This window comes from Nonomuraea sp. NPDC049129 (assembly GCF_040648495.1).
Lineage (GTDB): Bacteria > Actinomycetota > Actinomycetes > Streptosporangiales > Streptosporangiaceae > Nonomuraea.
The window spans coordinates 46,447-61,039 of sequence record NZ_JBEZDU010000029.1 but is presented as its reverse complement, the minus strand read 5'-3'; the positions used below and the strand labels follow the sequence as shown (position 1 = coordinate 61,039).

The 14,593-nt window shown below is 69.8% G+C and carries 15 protein-coding genes; 9 read left to right on the top strand and 6 right to left on the bottom strand.

The genetic code is table 11. The annotated features are described in order from the left end of the window. Nucleotides 1–15 precede the first annotated feature (15 nt). On the bottom strand, nt 16–1,416 hold the full coding sequence (locus tag AB0B64_RS50845) for an MFS transporter (RefSeq protein ID WP_357942729.1): 1,401 nt from the start codon (nt 1,414–1,416) through the stop codon (nt 16–18). A gap of 66 nt (nt 1,417–1,482) precedes the next feature. On the opposite strand from AB0B64_RS50845, the gene AB0B64_RS50840 reads away from it, so the two are divergent. Continuing rightward, entirely contained in the window at nt 1,483–2,094 is a 612-nt protein-coding gene (locus AB0B64_RS50840) for a TetR/AcrR family transcriptional regulator (RefSeq protein WP_357942731.1), read from the top strand. Nucleotides 2,095–2,395: 301 nt separating this feature from the next. Here AB0B64_RS50840 and AB0B64_RS50835 read toward each other — a convergent pair whose 3' ends face one another. Next, nucleotides 2,396–2,929, bottom strand: a complete 534-nt coding sequence (locus AB0B64_RS50835; RefSeq protein WP_357942733.1) for a hypothetical protein — start codon at nt 2,927–2,929, stop codon at nt 2,396–2,398. A 121-nt stretch (nt 2,930–3,050) separates the two neighbouring features. Here AB0B64_RS50835 and AB0B64_RS50830 point away from each other — a divergent pair, with 121 nt between their 5' ends. After that, nucleotides 3,051–3,629 (top strand): YqgE/AlgH family protein, encoded by a 579-nt coding sequence (locus AB0B64_RS50830; protein WP_225290402.1) that lies wholly within the window; start codon nt 3,051–3,053, stop codon nt 3,627–3,629. A gap of 31 nt (nt 3,630–3,660) precedes the next feature. Here the strand turns inward: AB0B64_RS50830 and AB0B64_RS50825 are convergent, their stop codons facing one another. Beyond that, entirely contained in the window at nt 3,661–4,272 is a 612-nt protein-coding gene (locus AB0B64_RS50825; protein ID WP_358197190.1) for a TetR family transcriptional regulator, read from the bottom strand. Nucleotides 4,273–4,425: 153 nt separating this feature from the next. On the opposite strand from AB0B64_RS50825, the gene AB0B64_RS50820 reads away from it, so the two are divergent. The 6 genes from AB0B64_RS50820 (at nt 4,426) to AB0B64_RS50795 (ending at nt 12,336) form a co-directional block, all read left to right on the top strand. Then, nucleotides 4,426–6,036: an MFS transporter gene (locus tag AB0B64_RS50820; protein ID WP_357942737.1), complete on the top strand. Its 1,611-nt coding sequence runs from the start codon at nt 4,426–4,428 to the stop codon at nt 6,034–6,036. Between the two features lie 119 nt (nt 6,037–6,155). Further along, a complete protein-coding gene (locus AB0B64_RS50815; protein ID WP_357646610.1) occupies nt 6,156–6,407 on the top strand; it encodes a DUF3039 domain-containing protein in 252 nt (83 codons plus the stop codon). A gap of 77 nt (nt 6,408–6,484) precedes the next feature. Beyond that, nucleotides 6,485–7,468, top strand: a complete 984-nt coding sequence (locus tag AB0B64_RS50810) for a zinc metalloprotease (protein ID WP_358197183.1) — start codon at nt 6,485–6,487, stop codon at nt 7,466–7,468. A 75-nt stretch (nt 7,469–7,543) separates the two neighbouring features. Beyond that, nucleotides 7,544–9,070 (top strand): MFS transporter, encoded by a 1,527-nt coding sequence (locus AB0B64_RS50805; protein WP_357942741.1) that lies wholly within the window; start codon nt 7,544–7,546, stop codon nt 9,068–9,070. A 718-nt stretch (nt 9,071–9,788) separates the two neighbouring features. Next, nucleotides 9,789–10,454: a hypothetical protein gene (locus tag AB0B64_RS50800; RefSeq protein WP_357942743.1), complete on the top strand. Its 666-nt coding sequence runs from the start codon at nt 9,789–9,791 to the stop codon at nt 10,452–10,454. 133 nt (nt 10,455–10,587) lie between these two features. Further along, on the top strand, nt 10,588–12,336 hold the full coding sequence (locus AB0B64_RS50795; RefSeq protein WP_357942745.1) for a DEAD/DEAH box helicase: 1,749 nt from the start codon (nt 10,588–10,590) through the stop codon (nt 12,334–12,336). Here AB0B64_RS50795 and AB0B64_RS50790 read toward each other — a convergent pair. Next, nucleotides 12,333–12,500, bottom strand: a complete 168-nt coding sequence (locus AB0B64_RS50790; protein ID WP_357942747.1) for a hypothetical protein — start codon at nt 12,498–12,500, stop codon at nt 12,333–12,335. The genes AB0B64_RS50795 and AB0B64_RS50790 overlap by 4 nt on opposite strands. A 269-nt stretch (nt 12,501–12,769) precedes the next feature. Between AB0B64_RS50790 and AB0B64_RS50785 the strand changes: the two genes are divergently transcribed. After that, nucleotides 12,770–13,147 carry an anti-sigma factor antagonist gene (locus AB0B64_RS50785; protein WP_357942749.1) on the top strand — a complete coding sequence of 126 codons (378 nt, stop codon included), beginning with the start codon at nt 12,770–12,772 and terminating at the stop codon, nt 13,145–13,147. Here the strand turns inward: AB0B64_RS50785 and AB0B64_RS50780 are convergent. Both AB0B64_RS50780 and AB0B64_RS50775 read right to left on the bottom strand, forming a co-directional pair. Beyond that, a complete protein-coding gene (locus tag AB0B64_RS50780; protein WP_358197173.1) occupies nt 13,137–13,811 on the bottom strand; it encodes a hypothetical protein in 675 nt (224 codons plus the stop codon). The two genes, AB0B64_RS50785 and AB0B64_RS50780, sit on opposite strands and share 11 nt — an antisense overlap. Before the next feature lie 208 nt (nt 13,812–14,019). Then, nucleotides 14,020–14,589: a nicotinamidase gene (locus AB0B64_RS50775; RefSeq protein WP_358197170.1), complete on the bottom strand. Its 570-nt coding sequence runs from the start codon at nt 14,587–14,589 to the stop codon at nt 14,020–14,022. Nucleotides 14,590–14,593: the final 4 nt, after the last annotated feature.

The window sequence follows — 14,593 nt, the reverse complement described above, 5'->3', positions numbered from 1 at the left end:
CCTCGTCGGAGATGTTCAGCGGCCGGCTGGCTGCGTTCCTGTGCGATCTTCCCTGCTGAGCGCGGTGTGGGCGGCCATGGCCAGGACCAGGGCCGCGTTGATCAGGACCGCGGTCGTCACTCCTCGCAGGATCGTGCCCATGGCGGCCGTTGCTATCGCGCTCATGATCGGGATGCCCATCGTGATGCCGATCTGCTGCGTCATGGTGGCCAGTCCCGTCGCCAGGCCCTGTTCGGAGGCGGGCAGGCCCGAGGTGGCGGTCACCATGAAGGCGACGATCGCCAGCATGTTGCCGACACCGCCGACGAAGGTGGCCACCAGGAGCAGCCAGATCCAGCCTGCCTCCGGGCCGAGCAGGGCCAACGCCGCCGTCGCCGCGGCCTGCACCGCGAAGCCGGTCGCCAGTGTCCTGCGGTTGCCGAGGCGGGACAGCACGCGCGGGGCCGCGAGTCCGCCGAGAACCGTGCCGAGCCCGAGCACGCCGAACGCCATCCCCGTGGCCAGGGGCGAGTAGCCGAGGACCTTCTGCAGGTAGAGGGTCATGAGGAAGACCAGTGAGGTTTCCGTGGCGAACGCGACCAACCCCGCGAGGTTGCCCCACTTCACGCTGGCCCTGGCCAGGATCGTCACCGGCACCAGCGGTGCCTGCGCCCGCCGTTCGACGAACCAGAACGCGACCAGCAGCCCCGCCCCCGCCAGCAGCCCGCCGATCCCGGCCGGGTCGGCGAAGCCGTGTTCGCCCGCGCGGGTAAGTCCGTACACCAGGGCCAGCAGGCCCGTGGTCACTGTCACCGCGCCCGGAAGGTCCATCTTGGGCCGATCCGCGGGGCGGCTCTCGGCGGGCAGGGCCGGGGCGGCGGCCAGGACGGCGAGCGCGACCGGGACGTTCACGAAGAACGCCCACCGCCAGCTCAGCAGGTCCGTCAGCAGCCCGCCCAGGATCGCTCCGGAGGTGAATCCGGCTGACATGAGCGCCCCGTTCAGTCCCAGGGCGCGCGCCCGCAGCGGCCCCTCGGGGAACGAGGTGGTCAGCAGCGCCAGAGCGGCCGGGGTGACGGCGGCGGTGGCCAGCCCCTGGGCCACCCTGGCGACCAGGAGCATGCCGTGCGAGCCGGCCAGCCCGCCGGCCAGCGAGGAGAGCCCGAGCAGCGCCATCCCGCCCAGGAACAACCGGCGTCGCCCGAACAGGTCCGCGATCCGGCCGAACAGCAACGTGAACCCGGCCGCCGCGAGCGCGAACGCGGTCGCCACCCACTGCAGGTCGGCCAGCTCGAACCCGAGTCCGGCGCCGATCACCGGCAGGGCGACGTTCAGGATGGAGAAGTCGACGGCGAGCATGAACTGGGAGCCGAGCAACAGCACCAGGACCAGCCGCTGCCGCCCCGTCATACGGACGGCTTGCAAGGCCACGGACATGTCATCCCCCTAATGGGTCTCTAGTTCCGTTAAGATGAGATGACGCTAGCACGCTAAGGAGCCTTAATGGAACAGGATTCCCGTTTGGCTGGAACGGTGCGCCCCGGTGGCCGCACGGCCCGGGTCCGGGCGGCGGTTCTGGAAGCCACCCAGGACGAGTTGGTGCTCCACGGCTTCCACGGCCTCAGCATGGATGCGGTGGCCGCCCGGGCGGGCGTCGGGAAGACCACGGTCTACCGCCGCTGGGCCGGTACGGCGGGCTTGGTGGCCGACCTCATGACCGAGCTGGCCGACCAGTCCGCCGCGCACGCGGACACCGGCACGATCGAGGAGGACCTGCGCGCCAACGCCCTGAGCGTCCTGGCCGCCATCACGGACGAACGCCTGGGCGCCACGCTGCAGGCCGTCATCGCGGCGGCCACCTGCGACAAGGAGGCGGCGGCCGCCCTGAGCACCTTCTACGAGCGCCGGATCGCGGAGTGGGGCAAATCAATCGACCTGGCGATCGGGCGCGGCGAGCTCCCGGAGGGCACCGACGGCCACGAGGTCATCCGGGCGATCTCGGCCCCCCTCTACTACCGCCTGCTGGTCACCAAGGAGCCGGTGGACAAGGCGACGGCCGAGCGGTCGGCGACGCGCGCTCTCGTGGCGGCCCGCAACGGGGCCTTCATCGGGTGACGGCCTTGCCGGTCGTGTCGCCGTACGGGATCAGGCGCGAGATACCCGATGCTCGCCACGCTCCGGCTGCACCACGAGGAGGCCTCCGGCCACGCCGAACACGGTGTCGGGCGAGCCGTTCACCGCGGCGCCCCTGACAGTGATCCTCTCGCTGACCGCGCTGCTCGCCGCCCTGATCCGCCTCCGCGACCGCGACCTGGGCTGAACTGCTTGATGTCCGATTTCCACTAGGTCGTACGGGATGGACTGTGCGCGACCAGGGCGTACGGGATCAGGTAGTGCGGGCTCGGGTCGTGTGGGATCAGAAGGATCCGCGTGGCCAGATGGAGCTGTACCACCAGAAGACCGCGCCCGTGAGGAGCAGACCGCCCGCTGTGGCGAGTTTGGTGAGCAGGTCGGTCGGCGGGCCGGTGCGGGGAAGGTGGCGGTCCTGGTGTCCGGTGCGGGGGAGATGGCGGCCCCGGTGCCTGGAGCAGGTGTTGCGTACCCGCGTCGAGTCGATCAGCGCGTCAGGGTGGCCGGCCGTGACCGAGAACGCCTCGATCTCCCTGCTGTGGCCCCGGCGGACATGGACGTTCCGGGTCACCGACTTGCGGGCGGGGATGGATCCGGTGGCGAGGCTGGTCGAGCCGGCCTTGAGGTCGAAGCGGGCCGGCTCGCGAGTCTGGTTGCGCAACGTGACCAGCGTCCGCCCGCTCCCGCAGTCGGTCCACCCGGCGGACATCGTGAACGGGTCACCGGGATGGGATCCCGCCCAGGCCCCCATGGTCGCGGGGAGGAGCAGCCACGCGCCGAGTGGCAGGAGGGCGAGCGTGCGACGGTTCGCGATGGGCATTAGCTCCTCCCGAGCCCCACAGGATGGCGATCTTGATACCTATGGTGCCCATATGACTACAGAAAGTAACATCCAGGTGGTGGGGGAGCGAGATGTGGGGTTGACCCTTCATGATGGAGGTATGGCGGAAGCGATCTACGTCGGCGGTTTACTGGTGGCGACGCCGCTTCTCGACGACCCCAACTTCCGTCGTAGCGTCGTGCTGATCCTCGAACACGACCTCGACGGCGGCACTCTCGGCGTAGTGCTGAACAGGCCGAGCGACATCTCGGTGACGCAGGTGCTGCCGGTGTGGGACCCGCTGGTGACCGGGCCACCGGTGCTGTTCGAGGGCGGTCCGGTGCAGACCGACAGCGCGCTGGCCCTGGCCGCGGTGCCGAGCGGCGAGGAGCCGCTGGGCTGGCGCAGGCTGCACGCGGGCACACCCGCCGTCTCCCGCCTGGGCACCGTCGACCTGGACGCGCCGCCGGAGATCCTGCAGGGCGAGATCGCGCAGATGCGAATCTTCGCCGGTTACGCCGGCTGGACGTCCGGGCAACTGGCGAGCGAGATCGCCGAAGGGGCTTGGTACGTCGTCGACTCGGAGGTGGGCGACACCTTCCACACCGACCCCGGCTCCCTGTGGCGCAACGTCCTGCGGCGTCAGCCGGGCGAACTGGCGTTCGTGGCAACCTGCCCGGACGACCCGACACTGAACTAGCGGTGTCCGCGAGCGACGATCCGGCGCCGAGCTAGACGTCCCAGCCGGGGCGGAAGGCGTTCTGGGCGAGTTCGAGGGTTTCCTCCATGCGGTCCACGATGATCCGTACGTCCGTCAAGTCGGCCTGCGGGCACTCGAACCCGACCCGGAGGATCGACATCGCGAACGCGACGATAAGGTGCGAACGCTGATCGGTCGTAACGTCGACGCCCCTGCGGGCGGCGATCTCGACGGCCAGGCGCCGCTCCGTCTCCGCGCCTCTGGCGACGGACAGGCCGACCAGGCGCGGATTCTCCTCAAGAAGCCGCCGCAACTTCAGGAATCTCGCCGTGTCCTCGGGTGTTGAGTCGTCCATGTCGTGCGCGACCGCGCGCACCGCGTGGATCATCGAGGTGAACGGGGGCTCATCGGCCGGGCGGGTCCGCAGGGTCTCCTGCATGATCTCCTCGCCCTGGTCGTGGTACCAGAGCACGAGATGGTCCTTGCTGGTGAAGTAGCGGAAGAACGTCCGCGGGGAGATCTCGACCGACCCCGCTATCTGGTCCACGGTGGTCGAGTCGTACCCTTGTTCGAGGAACAGGTCGAGCGCGGCGTCGAGGATCGCCAGGCGCGTCTTCTCCTTCTTGCGTTCCCTTAGACCCACTTGCGTCACTCCCTAGAAACCTTCCTGTCATAGTGTGCCATAAGTCATAGTCCGACAAATAAAACTCGTTTGTCATCTGTCATGGACTGCCATAGATTACCTGAGGCTTAAGTGACTTATGCCCCGTTATGGGGCGGCATTGAGGGGGACTTCATGGCTCACGCGAGGACGGTCGACGCGCCGTCGTCGCCCGGCCCCAGGGAGACGGGGACCGGGGGCGGCAACCCATGGCTGGTGCTTCTGGCGGTCTGCCTGGGCGTCATCATGGTGATGCTCGACGGCACCGTGGTCGGCATCGCCAACCCGTCCATCCAGCACGATCTGGGCGCTTCGCTGTCCGATCTGCAGTGGGTGACCAGCGGTTACCTGCTGGCGCTGGCGGTGTTCCTGATCACGGCGGGCAAGCTCGGGGACCTGTTCGGGCACAAGCGGGTCTTCTTGATCGGCGTTGCGGGGTTCGCGCTCTCCTCGATCGGCATCGGCCTCAGCCAGCAGCTGTCGGACATCATTCCTGGCCTGTCGCCGGTCGGCGCGCTGATCGCGCTGCGCGTGCTGCAGGGCCTTTTCGGCGCCCTGCTTCAGCCTGCCGCCCTTGCCCTGCTGCGTGGTGCCTTCCCCGGTGAGAAGCTGAACGCGGCCATGGGCGCCTGGGGCGCCATCATCGGCCTGTCCAGTGCGGCCGGCCCGATCGTGGGCGGCGTCCTGGTCGAGAACGTCAGCTGGCAGTCCGTCTTCTTCATCAACGCGCCGGTCGGGATCATCGCCCTGATCATGGGCATCTTCCTCATCAAGGAGAACCGCGTCCCGTCGCTGGCCAGGATCGACTGGCTCGGCGTGGTGCTGCTGTCGGGCGCGATGTTCGCGCTCGTCTGGACGATCATCAAGGCCCCCGAGTGGGGCTGGGGCGACAGCACGACGCTCGCCTTCATCGCCGGCTTCGTGGTGCTCATCGCCGCCTTCATCTTCTGGCAGAGCAAGGCCAAGGAGCCGCTGGTCCCGTTGTCGCTGTTCAAGAACCCGTCCATCTCCATCGGTACCGTGCTGATGATGATGGTGGCGTTCGCGATGTTCGGCGCGATGTTCTTCCTCGGCTTCTTCTTCCAGGGCGTTCACGGTCTGAGCCCGCTGGACGCGGGCCTGCGCATGCTGCCGATGAGCGCCGGCATGATCGTGGCCTCGCCGCTGGCCGGCATGATGATCGGCAGGGTCGGCCCGAAGATCACGATGGCCACCGGCCTGCTGATCACCGCGGCCGCGATGTTCCTCATGTCGCAGCTGAGCATCGACGCCTCGTTCATCGAGAGCGGCATCCCGTTCGTACTGCTGGCGTTCGGCCTCTCGCCGGTCTTCGTCGGCGCCACCGAGATCATCGTGGGCAACGCCCCGATCCAGCTCAGCGGTGTCGCGGGCGGTCTGCAGCAGTCGGCCATGCAGGTCGGCGGCGCGCTCGGCACCGCGATCCTGGGCGCCGTCATGGCCTCCGAGATCTCCAGCAAGCTGCCCGGCTACCTCGGCCAGACGGCCAAGGGGCTCCCGGCGGACCAGCTGTCGCTGCTGGAGAAGGCCGCCGCGTTCGGCGGGCTCCCGGCCGGCACCCCGCAGCAGCTCCAGAAGCTGGTGGGCGGGGCCGTGCACAATGCGTTCATGGACGGCATGCACCTGGCCTTCCTGGTCAGCACCTGCATCGCGGTCCTCACCGCGGTCCTGGCGCTGTTCGTCAAGAGCGGCCGCAAGACCGAGGGCGCGCCGGTGCACATGGGCTGACCCTTCTTTTCATCTGTACGGCCCTCGCCTGGTGGCGGGGGCCGTACGCGTGTCCAAGGGGTGGGCTGAACGATCTCGACCGGGAAGACGCGCTCGGAGGCGGGCATAGACTCGGTGGCGTGAGCACGAAGATCCTCCCTGAGCAGGAGACCACCCCGCGGACGTCGCATGGCGACGGCGATCATGAGCGGTTCGCGCACTACGCGGACAAGCACAAGATCACCGAGAGCATGGTAACCGGCACGCCGATCCGGGCCCTGTGCGGCAAGGTCTGGGTGCCCAGCCGCGACCCCAAGAAATATCCGGTGTGCCCCGAGTGCAAGGAGATCTACGAGGGGCTGCCGTCGGGCGGCGACGACGACAACGAGTGAGTGTTGATCACGTGTGATCACCCACGGTAGAGCTACGGTCTGCATACGGACCTACTCATACCGTAACGGGGGATTGCATGGCCCGGCGCGCGACCGCCGTCTCGTTGGCATGCCTGCTCGCGGCCGGGCTCACACCGCCGCTCCGTCCCGCCTCGGGGGCCCCGGCCGCACCTGACTGCGCCGCCGCGGACTCGCCGCGCGAGGTGGGTCTGCGCGCTGCCCACCATGGCGCCGTGGCCCGCGACGGTGGGTTGCCCAGGCCGGGTGGGGGGCTGGGGGACGATCCGCGGTCCTTGGGGCCGCGGCAGCCCAGGCCACGGGACGTCGAGCAGGTGCTGGACGAGCTCGCCCAGCGGCTCGCCGGAGTGACGGTCCCGGACGAGGTGATCGTTCCTACCTGGGTGCACGTACTCACCGACGGCGCCAGGCGGGCCTCCAACGCGGACGTCAGGGCGCAGATCGACGCGCTCAACTCCGCCTACAGCGGCGCGCTGGGCGGCGCCGCCACCGGGGTGCGCTTCCGCCTCGACGGCATCTCGGTCAAGGAGGACGCCTCCTGGTTCATCGACCCGATCGGCAACGAGCGCGCCATGAAGTCCGCCCTGCGCCGCGGCGGCCCCGAGACCCTGAACCTCTACATCGGCCAGCTGGGCGACCTCGTCCTCGGCTTCTCCACCTACCCCTACTGGTACAAGGACAGCCCCACCCTCGACGGCGTCGTCATCGACTGGCGCAGCCTGCCCGGCGGCGCGCTGGTCAACTACAACCGCGGCTACACCGGCGTACACGAGATCGGCCACTGGCTCGGCCTCTTCCACACCTTCGAGAACGGCTGCGCGTACCCGGGCGACGGCATCGCCGACACCCCACCCGAGGCCAGGCCCACGGAAGGCTGCCCAGACTCCAAGGAGACCTGCGCGGAGCGGGGTCTGGACCCCATCCACAACTACATGGACTACGCGCATGACCGGTGCATGTGGGAGTTCACGGCTGAGCAGGCGAAACGCATGCACCAGATGTGGGCCGTCTACCGGGGTCGGGGCTCGCTGCCCGCCCTCTGACGGGGCGTCGCGATGACATGGGCGTCGCGCTGATGGCGCGTCGTCCTGAAATAGCGGCACAACTAGGATGTTTGGGTGACAGCACCGAAGGCACTCGACACTCCGTACGATCAACCTCGCATCTTCGGTTCGGCCTATCGGACGGCCACCATCGGCATCCTGCTGGTGATCACGCTGATCGCCTTCGAGGGCATGTCGGTGGGCGTCGTCATGCCGGTCATCTCCCAGCAACTCGACGCGCTCGACCTCTACGGCCTGAGCTTCTCGGCCTTCCTCATCGCCAGCCTGTTCGCGAACGTGGTGTCCGGGCTCTGGTCGGACCGGCGGGGGTACACGATCCCGTTCCTGGTCGGGGTGGTGCTGTTCGTGGTCGGGATGGGGCTGGCGGGGGCGGCGTCGACCAAGGTGTTGTTCCTGGCCGCGCGGGCCGTGCAGGGGCTGGGCGCGGGATGCACGATCGTCGCCGTGTACGTGATGATCGCCCGGGTCTATCCGGCCGACGTGCGGCCGAAGGTGTTCGCGGGGCTGTCGGCGGCGTGGGTGGTGCCCGCCATGGTCGGGCCGGCCGTGGCCGGATTCGTGGCGGACACGTGGGGGTGGCGGTGGGTGTTCTTCGGGATCATCCCGCTCGTGGTGCCTGCCCTGGTCATGCTGGTCCCCGCCCTGAACAAGCCCGCCCACGAGCCGGACGCGTCCCACGCCTCCGGGGACGCAGGCTCGGCCGACTTGCCCGGCTCGTCGGTGCCGTCCGGGTCGTCCGGGTCGTCCAGGTCATCGGGCTCGCTCGGCTCATCCGATTCGTCTGGCTCGTCTGGCGCGGGTGGTGGGTCGGTGGAGGGGGCGCGTTCCAGGCCGTTGGCGATGACCGTGGCCGCCACCGCCTCAGCAGGTGGGGCGGGCGTGTTGCTGTACGGCGTGGACAAGCTTCATGTCTCGCCGGTGCCGAGCGCCGTCGCGGTCCTGGTGGGGCTGATCTGCCTCGGGTACGGCCTGGCCAAGCTGCTGCCGCCGGGCGCTCTGCGCTTCAGCCGGGGGCTGCCGACCACGATCATGATGCGGGGCCTGTTCTCGGCGGCCTTCTTCGGCGTGAACTCCTTCATTCCCCTCGCCCTCCAGCAGGTCAAGTCGTTCGGCCCCACGGCGGCGGGCATCGCGCTCACGACCGGGGCCCTCGGCTGGTCGACCGGGTCCTACCTGCAGAGCAGGCGCTCGGTCGAGCCGCACAGGCGGATCAGGATGGGAGCCGCCTGCGTCATGACGGGGGTACTGCTCGGGCTGCTGTCGGTCCTGCCCGGGGTCACCGGCTGGGTCGCGGTGCCGGCGTGGATCGTGGCGGGGTTCGGCATGGGCATAGGAATGACCACGGTCAGCGTCACGGCGCTCAAGCAGTCGCCGGTCAACGAGCAGGGGGCCAACTCCGCCGCGCTCTCGGTGACGGACATGCTGGGGTCCGCGCTGGCGGTGGGGCTCGGCGGCGCGTTGATCAACGTCATCGGGCACAGCCCGGGGATGATCGCGCGGGGCTTCGTGGTCATCTGCTGTCTGATGTCGGCCATATCCCTCGCGGCGACCCTTCTCGCCTCTCGCACTCGTTCCGACTGACCCGGTTCAAGGGTGATTCTTGTCCCTCCTGTCACAGCGATCACGGAACGCCGGACCCGGGCGGGCAGGAGTGATAGGACAGCGGGCAGGAGGTGTCATGGAGGACGATCGCCGCGTTTGGCCGCCGAGCTCGGGAGCCAGGCACCGCCGTACACCTCCCGCACCTCCACCCGACGACCCCGAGCCCCCGCAGTCGTCCGAGCCCCAGTCCCAACGCTCATCTGACCCCCAGCCCCAGCAGCCATCTGACCCCGAGCCTCAGCGGTCATCTGGCACGGCGTCTCAGCGGCGCGAGGAGGCGCCGAGTCCGGGGCGCAGGGGCGGGGATCCGTACCCGCGGGTCGGGCGGCGGGAGCCCGTACGCGATGGCGGGTCCTCGCGGCGGGGCGCCCCGCGCGATGACGAGGCCGCGCGGAACCCTCTACGCGAGGACGGGACGGCGCGGGACCCTCTACGCGATGGCCGGGCCGCGCGGGATCCCCTGCGCGAGGGCCAGGCTTCACGGCGGGACCCCCTGGACGATGACGGTTCCTCACGGCGGGGCCCCGAGCGCGATGGCGGGGCCGCGCGGCGCGGTCCCCTGGCCGGGGGGCTCGGGTGGGTGCGGCGGGGGTCTGCAAGCGACGATGACGAGGTCGGTGGGGGGTATTCGTGGCACGGGAGGGGCGATCCCGAGGGCGAGGAGGGGGACGAGCCGGAGGATCTCTGGAATCCGCGGTTGCGGCGCACCGCCGGGCGAGGGCTCGAGCGGGACGACGGCGATCCGCAGGTGCCCTGGGAGTCCCTGCCTCCGTCCGCCCGCCACTACGGGGTGCCCGCCGATCCCGGCCTGTCAGGGCGGGTACGGGGGCGCCGGTGGCGGCGGCCTGCCGGGGCGGTGCTCACACTGCTCCTGGCCACCGGGCTGATCGCGGCGCTGGTCATGGTCGTACTGCGGCTGGTCGCCCCAACGCCCGCGACGGCGAGCCTGAGCGACTCTCGGGCGGGGGTGACGATCACGCTGCCGGCGGGGTGGCAGGAGGCCGGGGTGCCGCCTGTGACCGGATTCACTTCGGCCGCCAGGAGCGGAGGCGCGCTCGTCATGGCCAGGCCGGTCCCCGATCCCACGGCCGACGTGACGAAGGCCACAAAGGACGCGGCGGAGCTGTACTCCCGGCTGCTGCTCAAAGGCGACAAGGTCGACATCGTGGAGGACAAAGTTCTCCCGCAAGGGCACACGCGTGCGCTACGAGCGCAATACCAGGATGTGGCGAACACACCCGCCTACCTACGTGTCACACTCCTCACCCGGGACGGCAAGGCAGTGCTGCTCGTTGGCCTGCTCCAACCCGAAGAAACCACCCGAAGGCAGGCGCTCGACGCGGTGATGTCGAGCGTGCGATAAGCCCCGTACGCCCCTTAGCACGCAAGGATGAGCTTGGCCAGGATCCCCGGTGCACGGCACGTCTTGTCGGTGGGCCCGATTACTCTTGGGTCACTGTGAGACAGCGAAGCACACGAACCCCAGAGGTGATGCGGTGAGCACCTTCGCCGCATCCCACCTTTCGCCTTCCTACCCCGACCGCGCCGCATGGGGCACCGCCCCCAAGTTGCGTGCCTGGCAGCAGGAGGCGTTCGACCTGTATTTCAGGCGCGAGCCGCGTGACTTCCTCACCGTGGCGACGCCGGGCGCGGGCAAGACGACCTACGCCCTGCGCATCGCCAGCGAGCTGCTCGCCAATGGGGTGATCCGGGCGATCACCATCGTCACTCCCACCGAGCACCTCAAGCGCCAGTGGGCCGACGCCGCCAGCAAGGTCGGCATCGGCATCGACCCCGAGTTCAAGAACAGCCAGGGCGCCACCTCCCGCGACTACACCGGCGTGGCCGTGACCTACGCGCAGGTCGCCATGCACCCCGCCCTCCACAGGGCGCGCACGGAGGCCCGCAAGACGCTCATCATCTTCGACGAGATCCACCACGCGGGCGACGCCAAGTCGTGGGGCGATGGCATCCGTGAGGCGTTCGAGCCGGCCACCCGCAGGCTCCAGCTGACCGGCACGCCCTTCAGGTCCGACGACAACCCGATCCCGTTCGTCGGCTACGAGGAGGACACCGAGGGGCTCAAGCGCAGCGTCTCCGACTTCTCCTACGGCTACGGCCCGGCCCTCGACGACGGCGTCGTCCGGCCGGTCATCTTCCTGGCCTACTCCGGGGAGATGAAGTGGCGCACCCGCGCGGGCGACGAGCTCGCCGCCACGCTGGGCACGCCGCTCACCAAGGACCAGCTCTCCCAGGCCTGGCGCGCCGCGCTCGACCCCAAGGGCGACTGGATCCGCCAGGTCATGGAGGCCGCCGACCGGCGGCTGACGGAGGTGCGGCGCGGCGTCCCCGACGCCGGTGGCCTGGTCATCGCGACCGACCACGAGGCGGCCCGCGCCTACGCCCGGCACCTGCGCAACATCTCCGGCGAGGGCGCCACCGTCGTGCTCTCCGACGATCCGGGGGCGTCGAACAAGATCAAGCAGTTCGCCGCGTCCAATGATCGCTGGCTGGTGGCGGTCCGGATGGTGTCCGAAGGCGTCGACATCCCGCGGCTGTGCGTGGGCGTCTACGCCACTTCGACCTCCACGCCGCTGTTCTTCGCCCAGGCGGTCGGGCGTTTCGTGCGGGCCCGCAAGCGCGGTGAGATGGCCTCGGTGTTCCTGCCCTCGGTGCCGACCCTCATGGGCCTGGCCAACGAGATGGAGCTGGAGCGCGACCACGTGCTCAACCGCCGTCCGCCGGAGGACGGGCTGGACGACAGCCTGCTCGAACAGGCCAACAGGAAGAAGGACAATCCAGACGTCCTTGGTGACGAGCTGCCGTTCGAGATGATGGAGACCTCGGCGACGTTCGACCGGGTGCTCTACGACGGCGGCGAGTTCGGCACCGGGGCGGAGGTCGGTTCGGCGGAGGAGGAGGACTTCCTCGGCCTGCCCGGCCTGCTGGAGCCCGACCAGGTGGCCACGCTGCTGCGCAAGCGGCAGTCGGACCAGCAGGCGGCCAAGGCCAAGAAGGCCGAGAGCGCACCGCCCGCGCTGGCGCCGCACGAGCAGATCGCCGAGCTCCGGCGGGAGCTCAACGGCCTCGTGGGCGCCTGGAACCACCGCACCGGCCAACCCCACGGGGTCATCCACTCGGACCTGCGCCGGGCGTGCGGCGGGCCGCCCATCGCCCAGGCCACGGCCGCCGAGATCCAGGAGCGGATCGCCAAGATCCGCCAGTGGGCCACCCAGCGGCGCTAGCGCAGCCGCCCGGCGAGGGGGTTCCCTCCTCGCCGGGTGACCAGGCCGACGTGGTCGTCCACAGGCACGTCCTGGACCAAGCCGACCTGGTCGCCCACGTCCACGTCCTGGACCAGGCCGACGTGATTGCCCATGTCCTGGACCAGACAGACGTGATCGTTCATGTCCTGGACCAGGCGGGCGGAGATGAACCCGTCTCGCCGGGTGACCCCAAGCCGGGCGTGATAGGGATCTTCGCGATCCGGTGGCCGTGGGCCCCGAATAGTGTCACGGTTAGGACACGGCAGCGAAGAGCCTGTTCATGGCCGTGCCGGGCGCCGATCCAGAGGTGAGTAACACAGTTGGTCACATCGCGGTGGCCTTTCGGCGGACGCCCAGCCGCATCGGCTACGACCCACGATGGCTGCCTTGGATGAACAGAAGGATTTCTTCCATGTCAGCTGGGGCCACGGGTAAATCGACGTTCGTCGTCACTTCCGGCCTCTCGGGAAACGCCATCGTCACCCGGCTGAACGGCGATCTCGACGCCTCCGCGGTGCCCGTCTTCCGGGAGCACATGGAGCGCGTCTGGGCGCACCCGGCGATGCCCGTCCTGATCATGGACCTGCGGGAGATCACCTTCTGCGACTCCCTGGGGATGAACGAGCTGGTCGAAGTGCTGCAGCGGTGCGAGGCCAGGGGGACCCGGTTGCTGCTGGGCGGGGTTCAAGGGGTCATGGGGCGGGTGCTGTTCATCACAGGGCTGCGGCACGCGTTCGAGGTCTACGCCGATCTGGACGAGGCGCTGCGGCAGGGCTCCGTCATCTCATAGGACGTCGTCTGTCGGTCGCGCCTGGCACGCCAGGATGTCCGTCGGTCGCTGCTGGGGTTCCAGGATGTTCAGCTGAGGTGCCGGGACGTTCCGCGGTCCCGGCTGAGGTGCCCGGACGTTCCGCGGTCCCGGCTGAGGTGCCAGGACGGTCGTCGGTTGCGGCTGGGATGCGGTGGCCGGTGCGGCCGTCGACCGGGCTGAGCCGCGCGGGGGCCGGCGGGTCGAGCGGCACTCGCAGCGAGGCGGCGCCCCCGACAACGTGTACGGGCACCGTACGCGCCTCCTTGCCCTCGCCGACCGTCGGCCCTTCGCGGATCCAGACGCGCAGCCCGCGTCCCTTGGGGCGGAGCGTGACCTGCGCCGTCGCGCACTCGTCGGGCGCGGCGGGCCAGGACAGCGTGAGATCGTCGCGCGCGCCGCTCAGCCGGGCCGTCTGCGGCATCGGCGTACGCGCCGCGCACGCCATCGAGAACACGCTCGGTGGCGCCTCATGGGCGACGACCGCGGCTTCCCGCTCCTCGGCGGTCATCGCGACCGTGGCCGCCTCCAGCAGTGCCAGCGTCACCACGGCCCCGACCCTGGCTCCGTTGCGTCCGCGGACGAGCACCCAGAGGCTGAGCGGGGCGAGCAGCAGCCAGGCGAGGCCGAGGGAAAAGGTGAGCATGGGGAACCTCACACCAGAAAGAAGTCATATCGCTCTCCGTGGCGGGGTGGGCGCGGAGAGCGTTCGCCTTCTGGATATCACATGACCGCAGCGTCGCGCATCGCGTACTCTTCGTGGCTGACGCTCCACGCGGCCTGCGATGGGCGGCACACGAACGGCGCGCGAGAGAAAGTCGCCGCGCGAAAGAAAGTCAGCGTGCGAAAGAAAGTCAGCCCACGGACGGTGTGCCCTGCAGGACGGCGCCCGCGGCCCTCAGTTCCGCCAGCGCGCGGTCCGTGGTCTCCCGTGCCACCCCGGCCGTGAGGTCGAGCAGCACACGTACGGCCAGGCCGTGCTGGACCGCGTGGAGCGCCGTGGCGCGGACGCAGTGGTCCGTGGCGATCCCCACCACGTCCACCTCGCTCACCCCGTGCTCGTCCAGCCAGGCGGCCAGCGACACGTCGTCACCGGAGGCGCCCTCGAACCCGCTGTACGCGGCGGCGTGGGCGCCCTTGGAGAAGACCTCCTCCACCGCCGAGACGTCGAACGCCGGGTGGAAGTCCGCCCCCGGCGTGCCCGCGACGCAGTGCGCGGGCCATGTCGTCACGTAGTCGGGGGTGTCGGAGAAGTGGCCGCCCGGGTCGACGTGGTAGTCGCGGGTGGCCACCACGTGGTCATAGCCGTGGTCGTCCACGTAGCGGGTGATCGCGGCGGCCACCTCGGAACCGCCCGCCACGGGCAGACTCCCGCCCTCGCAGAAGTCGTTCTGCACGTCCACGATGATCAGCGCGGTCCCCATACGA

Coding starts and splice junctions, on each gene's coding strand:
- AB0B64_RS50775 (WP_358197170.1), bottom strand. CDS start 14,589: ATGGGGACCGCGCTGATCATCGTGGACGTGCAGAACGACTTCTGCGAG.
- AB0B64_RS50835 (WP_357942733.1), bottom strand. CDS start 2,929: ATGCCCATCGCGAACCGTCGCACGCTCGCCCTCCTGCCACTCGGCGCG.
- AB0B64_RS50780 (WP_358197173.1), bottom strand. CDS start 13,811: ATGCTCACCTTTTCCCTCGGCCTCGCCTGGCTGCTGCTCGCCCCGCTC.
- AB0B64_RS50810 (WP_358197183.1), top strand. CDS start 6,485: ATGGCCCGGCGCGCGACCGCCGTCTCGTTGGCATGCCTGCTCGCGGCC.
- AB0B64_RS50820 (WP_357942737.1), top strand. CDS start 4,426: ATGGCTCACGCGAGGACGGTCGACGCGCCGTCGTCGCCCGGCCCCAGG.
- AB0B64_RS50840 (WP_357942731.1), top strand. CDS start 1,483: ATGGAACAGGATTCCCGTTTGGCTGGAACGGTGCGCCCCGGTGGCCGC.
- AB0B64_RS50845 (WP_357942729.1), bottom strand. CDS start 1,416: ATGTCCGTGGCCTTGCAAGCCGTCCGTATGACGGGGCGGCAGCGGCTG.
- AB0B64_RS50785 (WP_357942749.1), top strand. CDS start 12,770: ATGTCAGCTGGGGCCACGGGTAAATCGACGTTCGTCGTCACTTCCGGC.
- AB0B64_RS50830 (WP_225290402.1), top strand. CDS start 3,051: ATGGCGGAAGCGATCTACGTCGGCGGTTTACTGGTGGCGACGCCGCTT.
- AB0B64_RS50790 (WP_357942747.1), bottom strand. CDS start 12,500: ATGAACGATCACGTCTGTCTGGTCCAGGACATGGGCAATCACGTCGGC.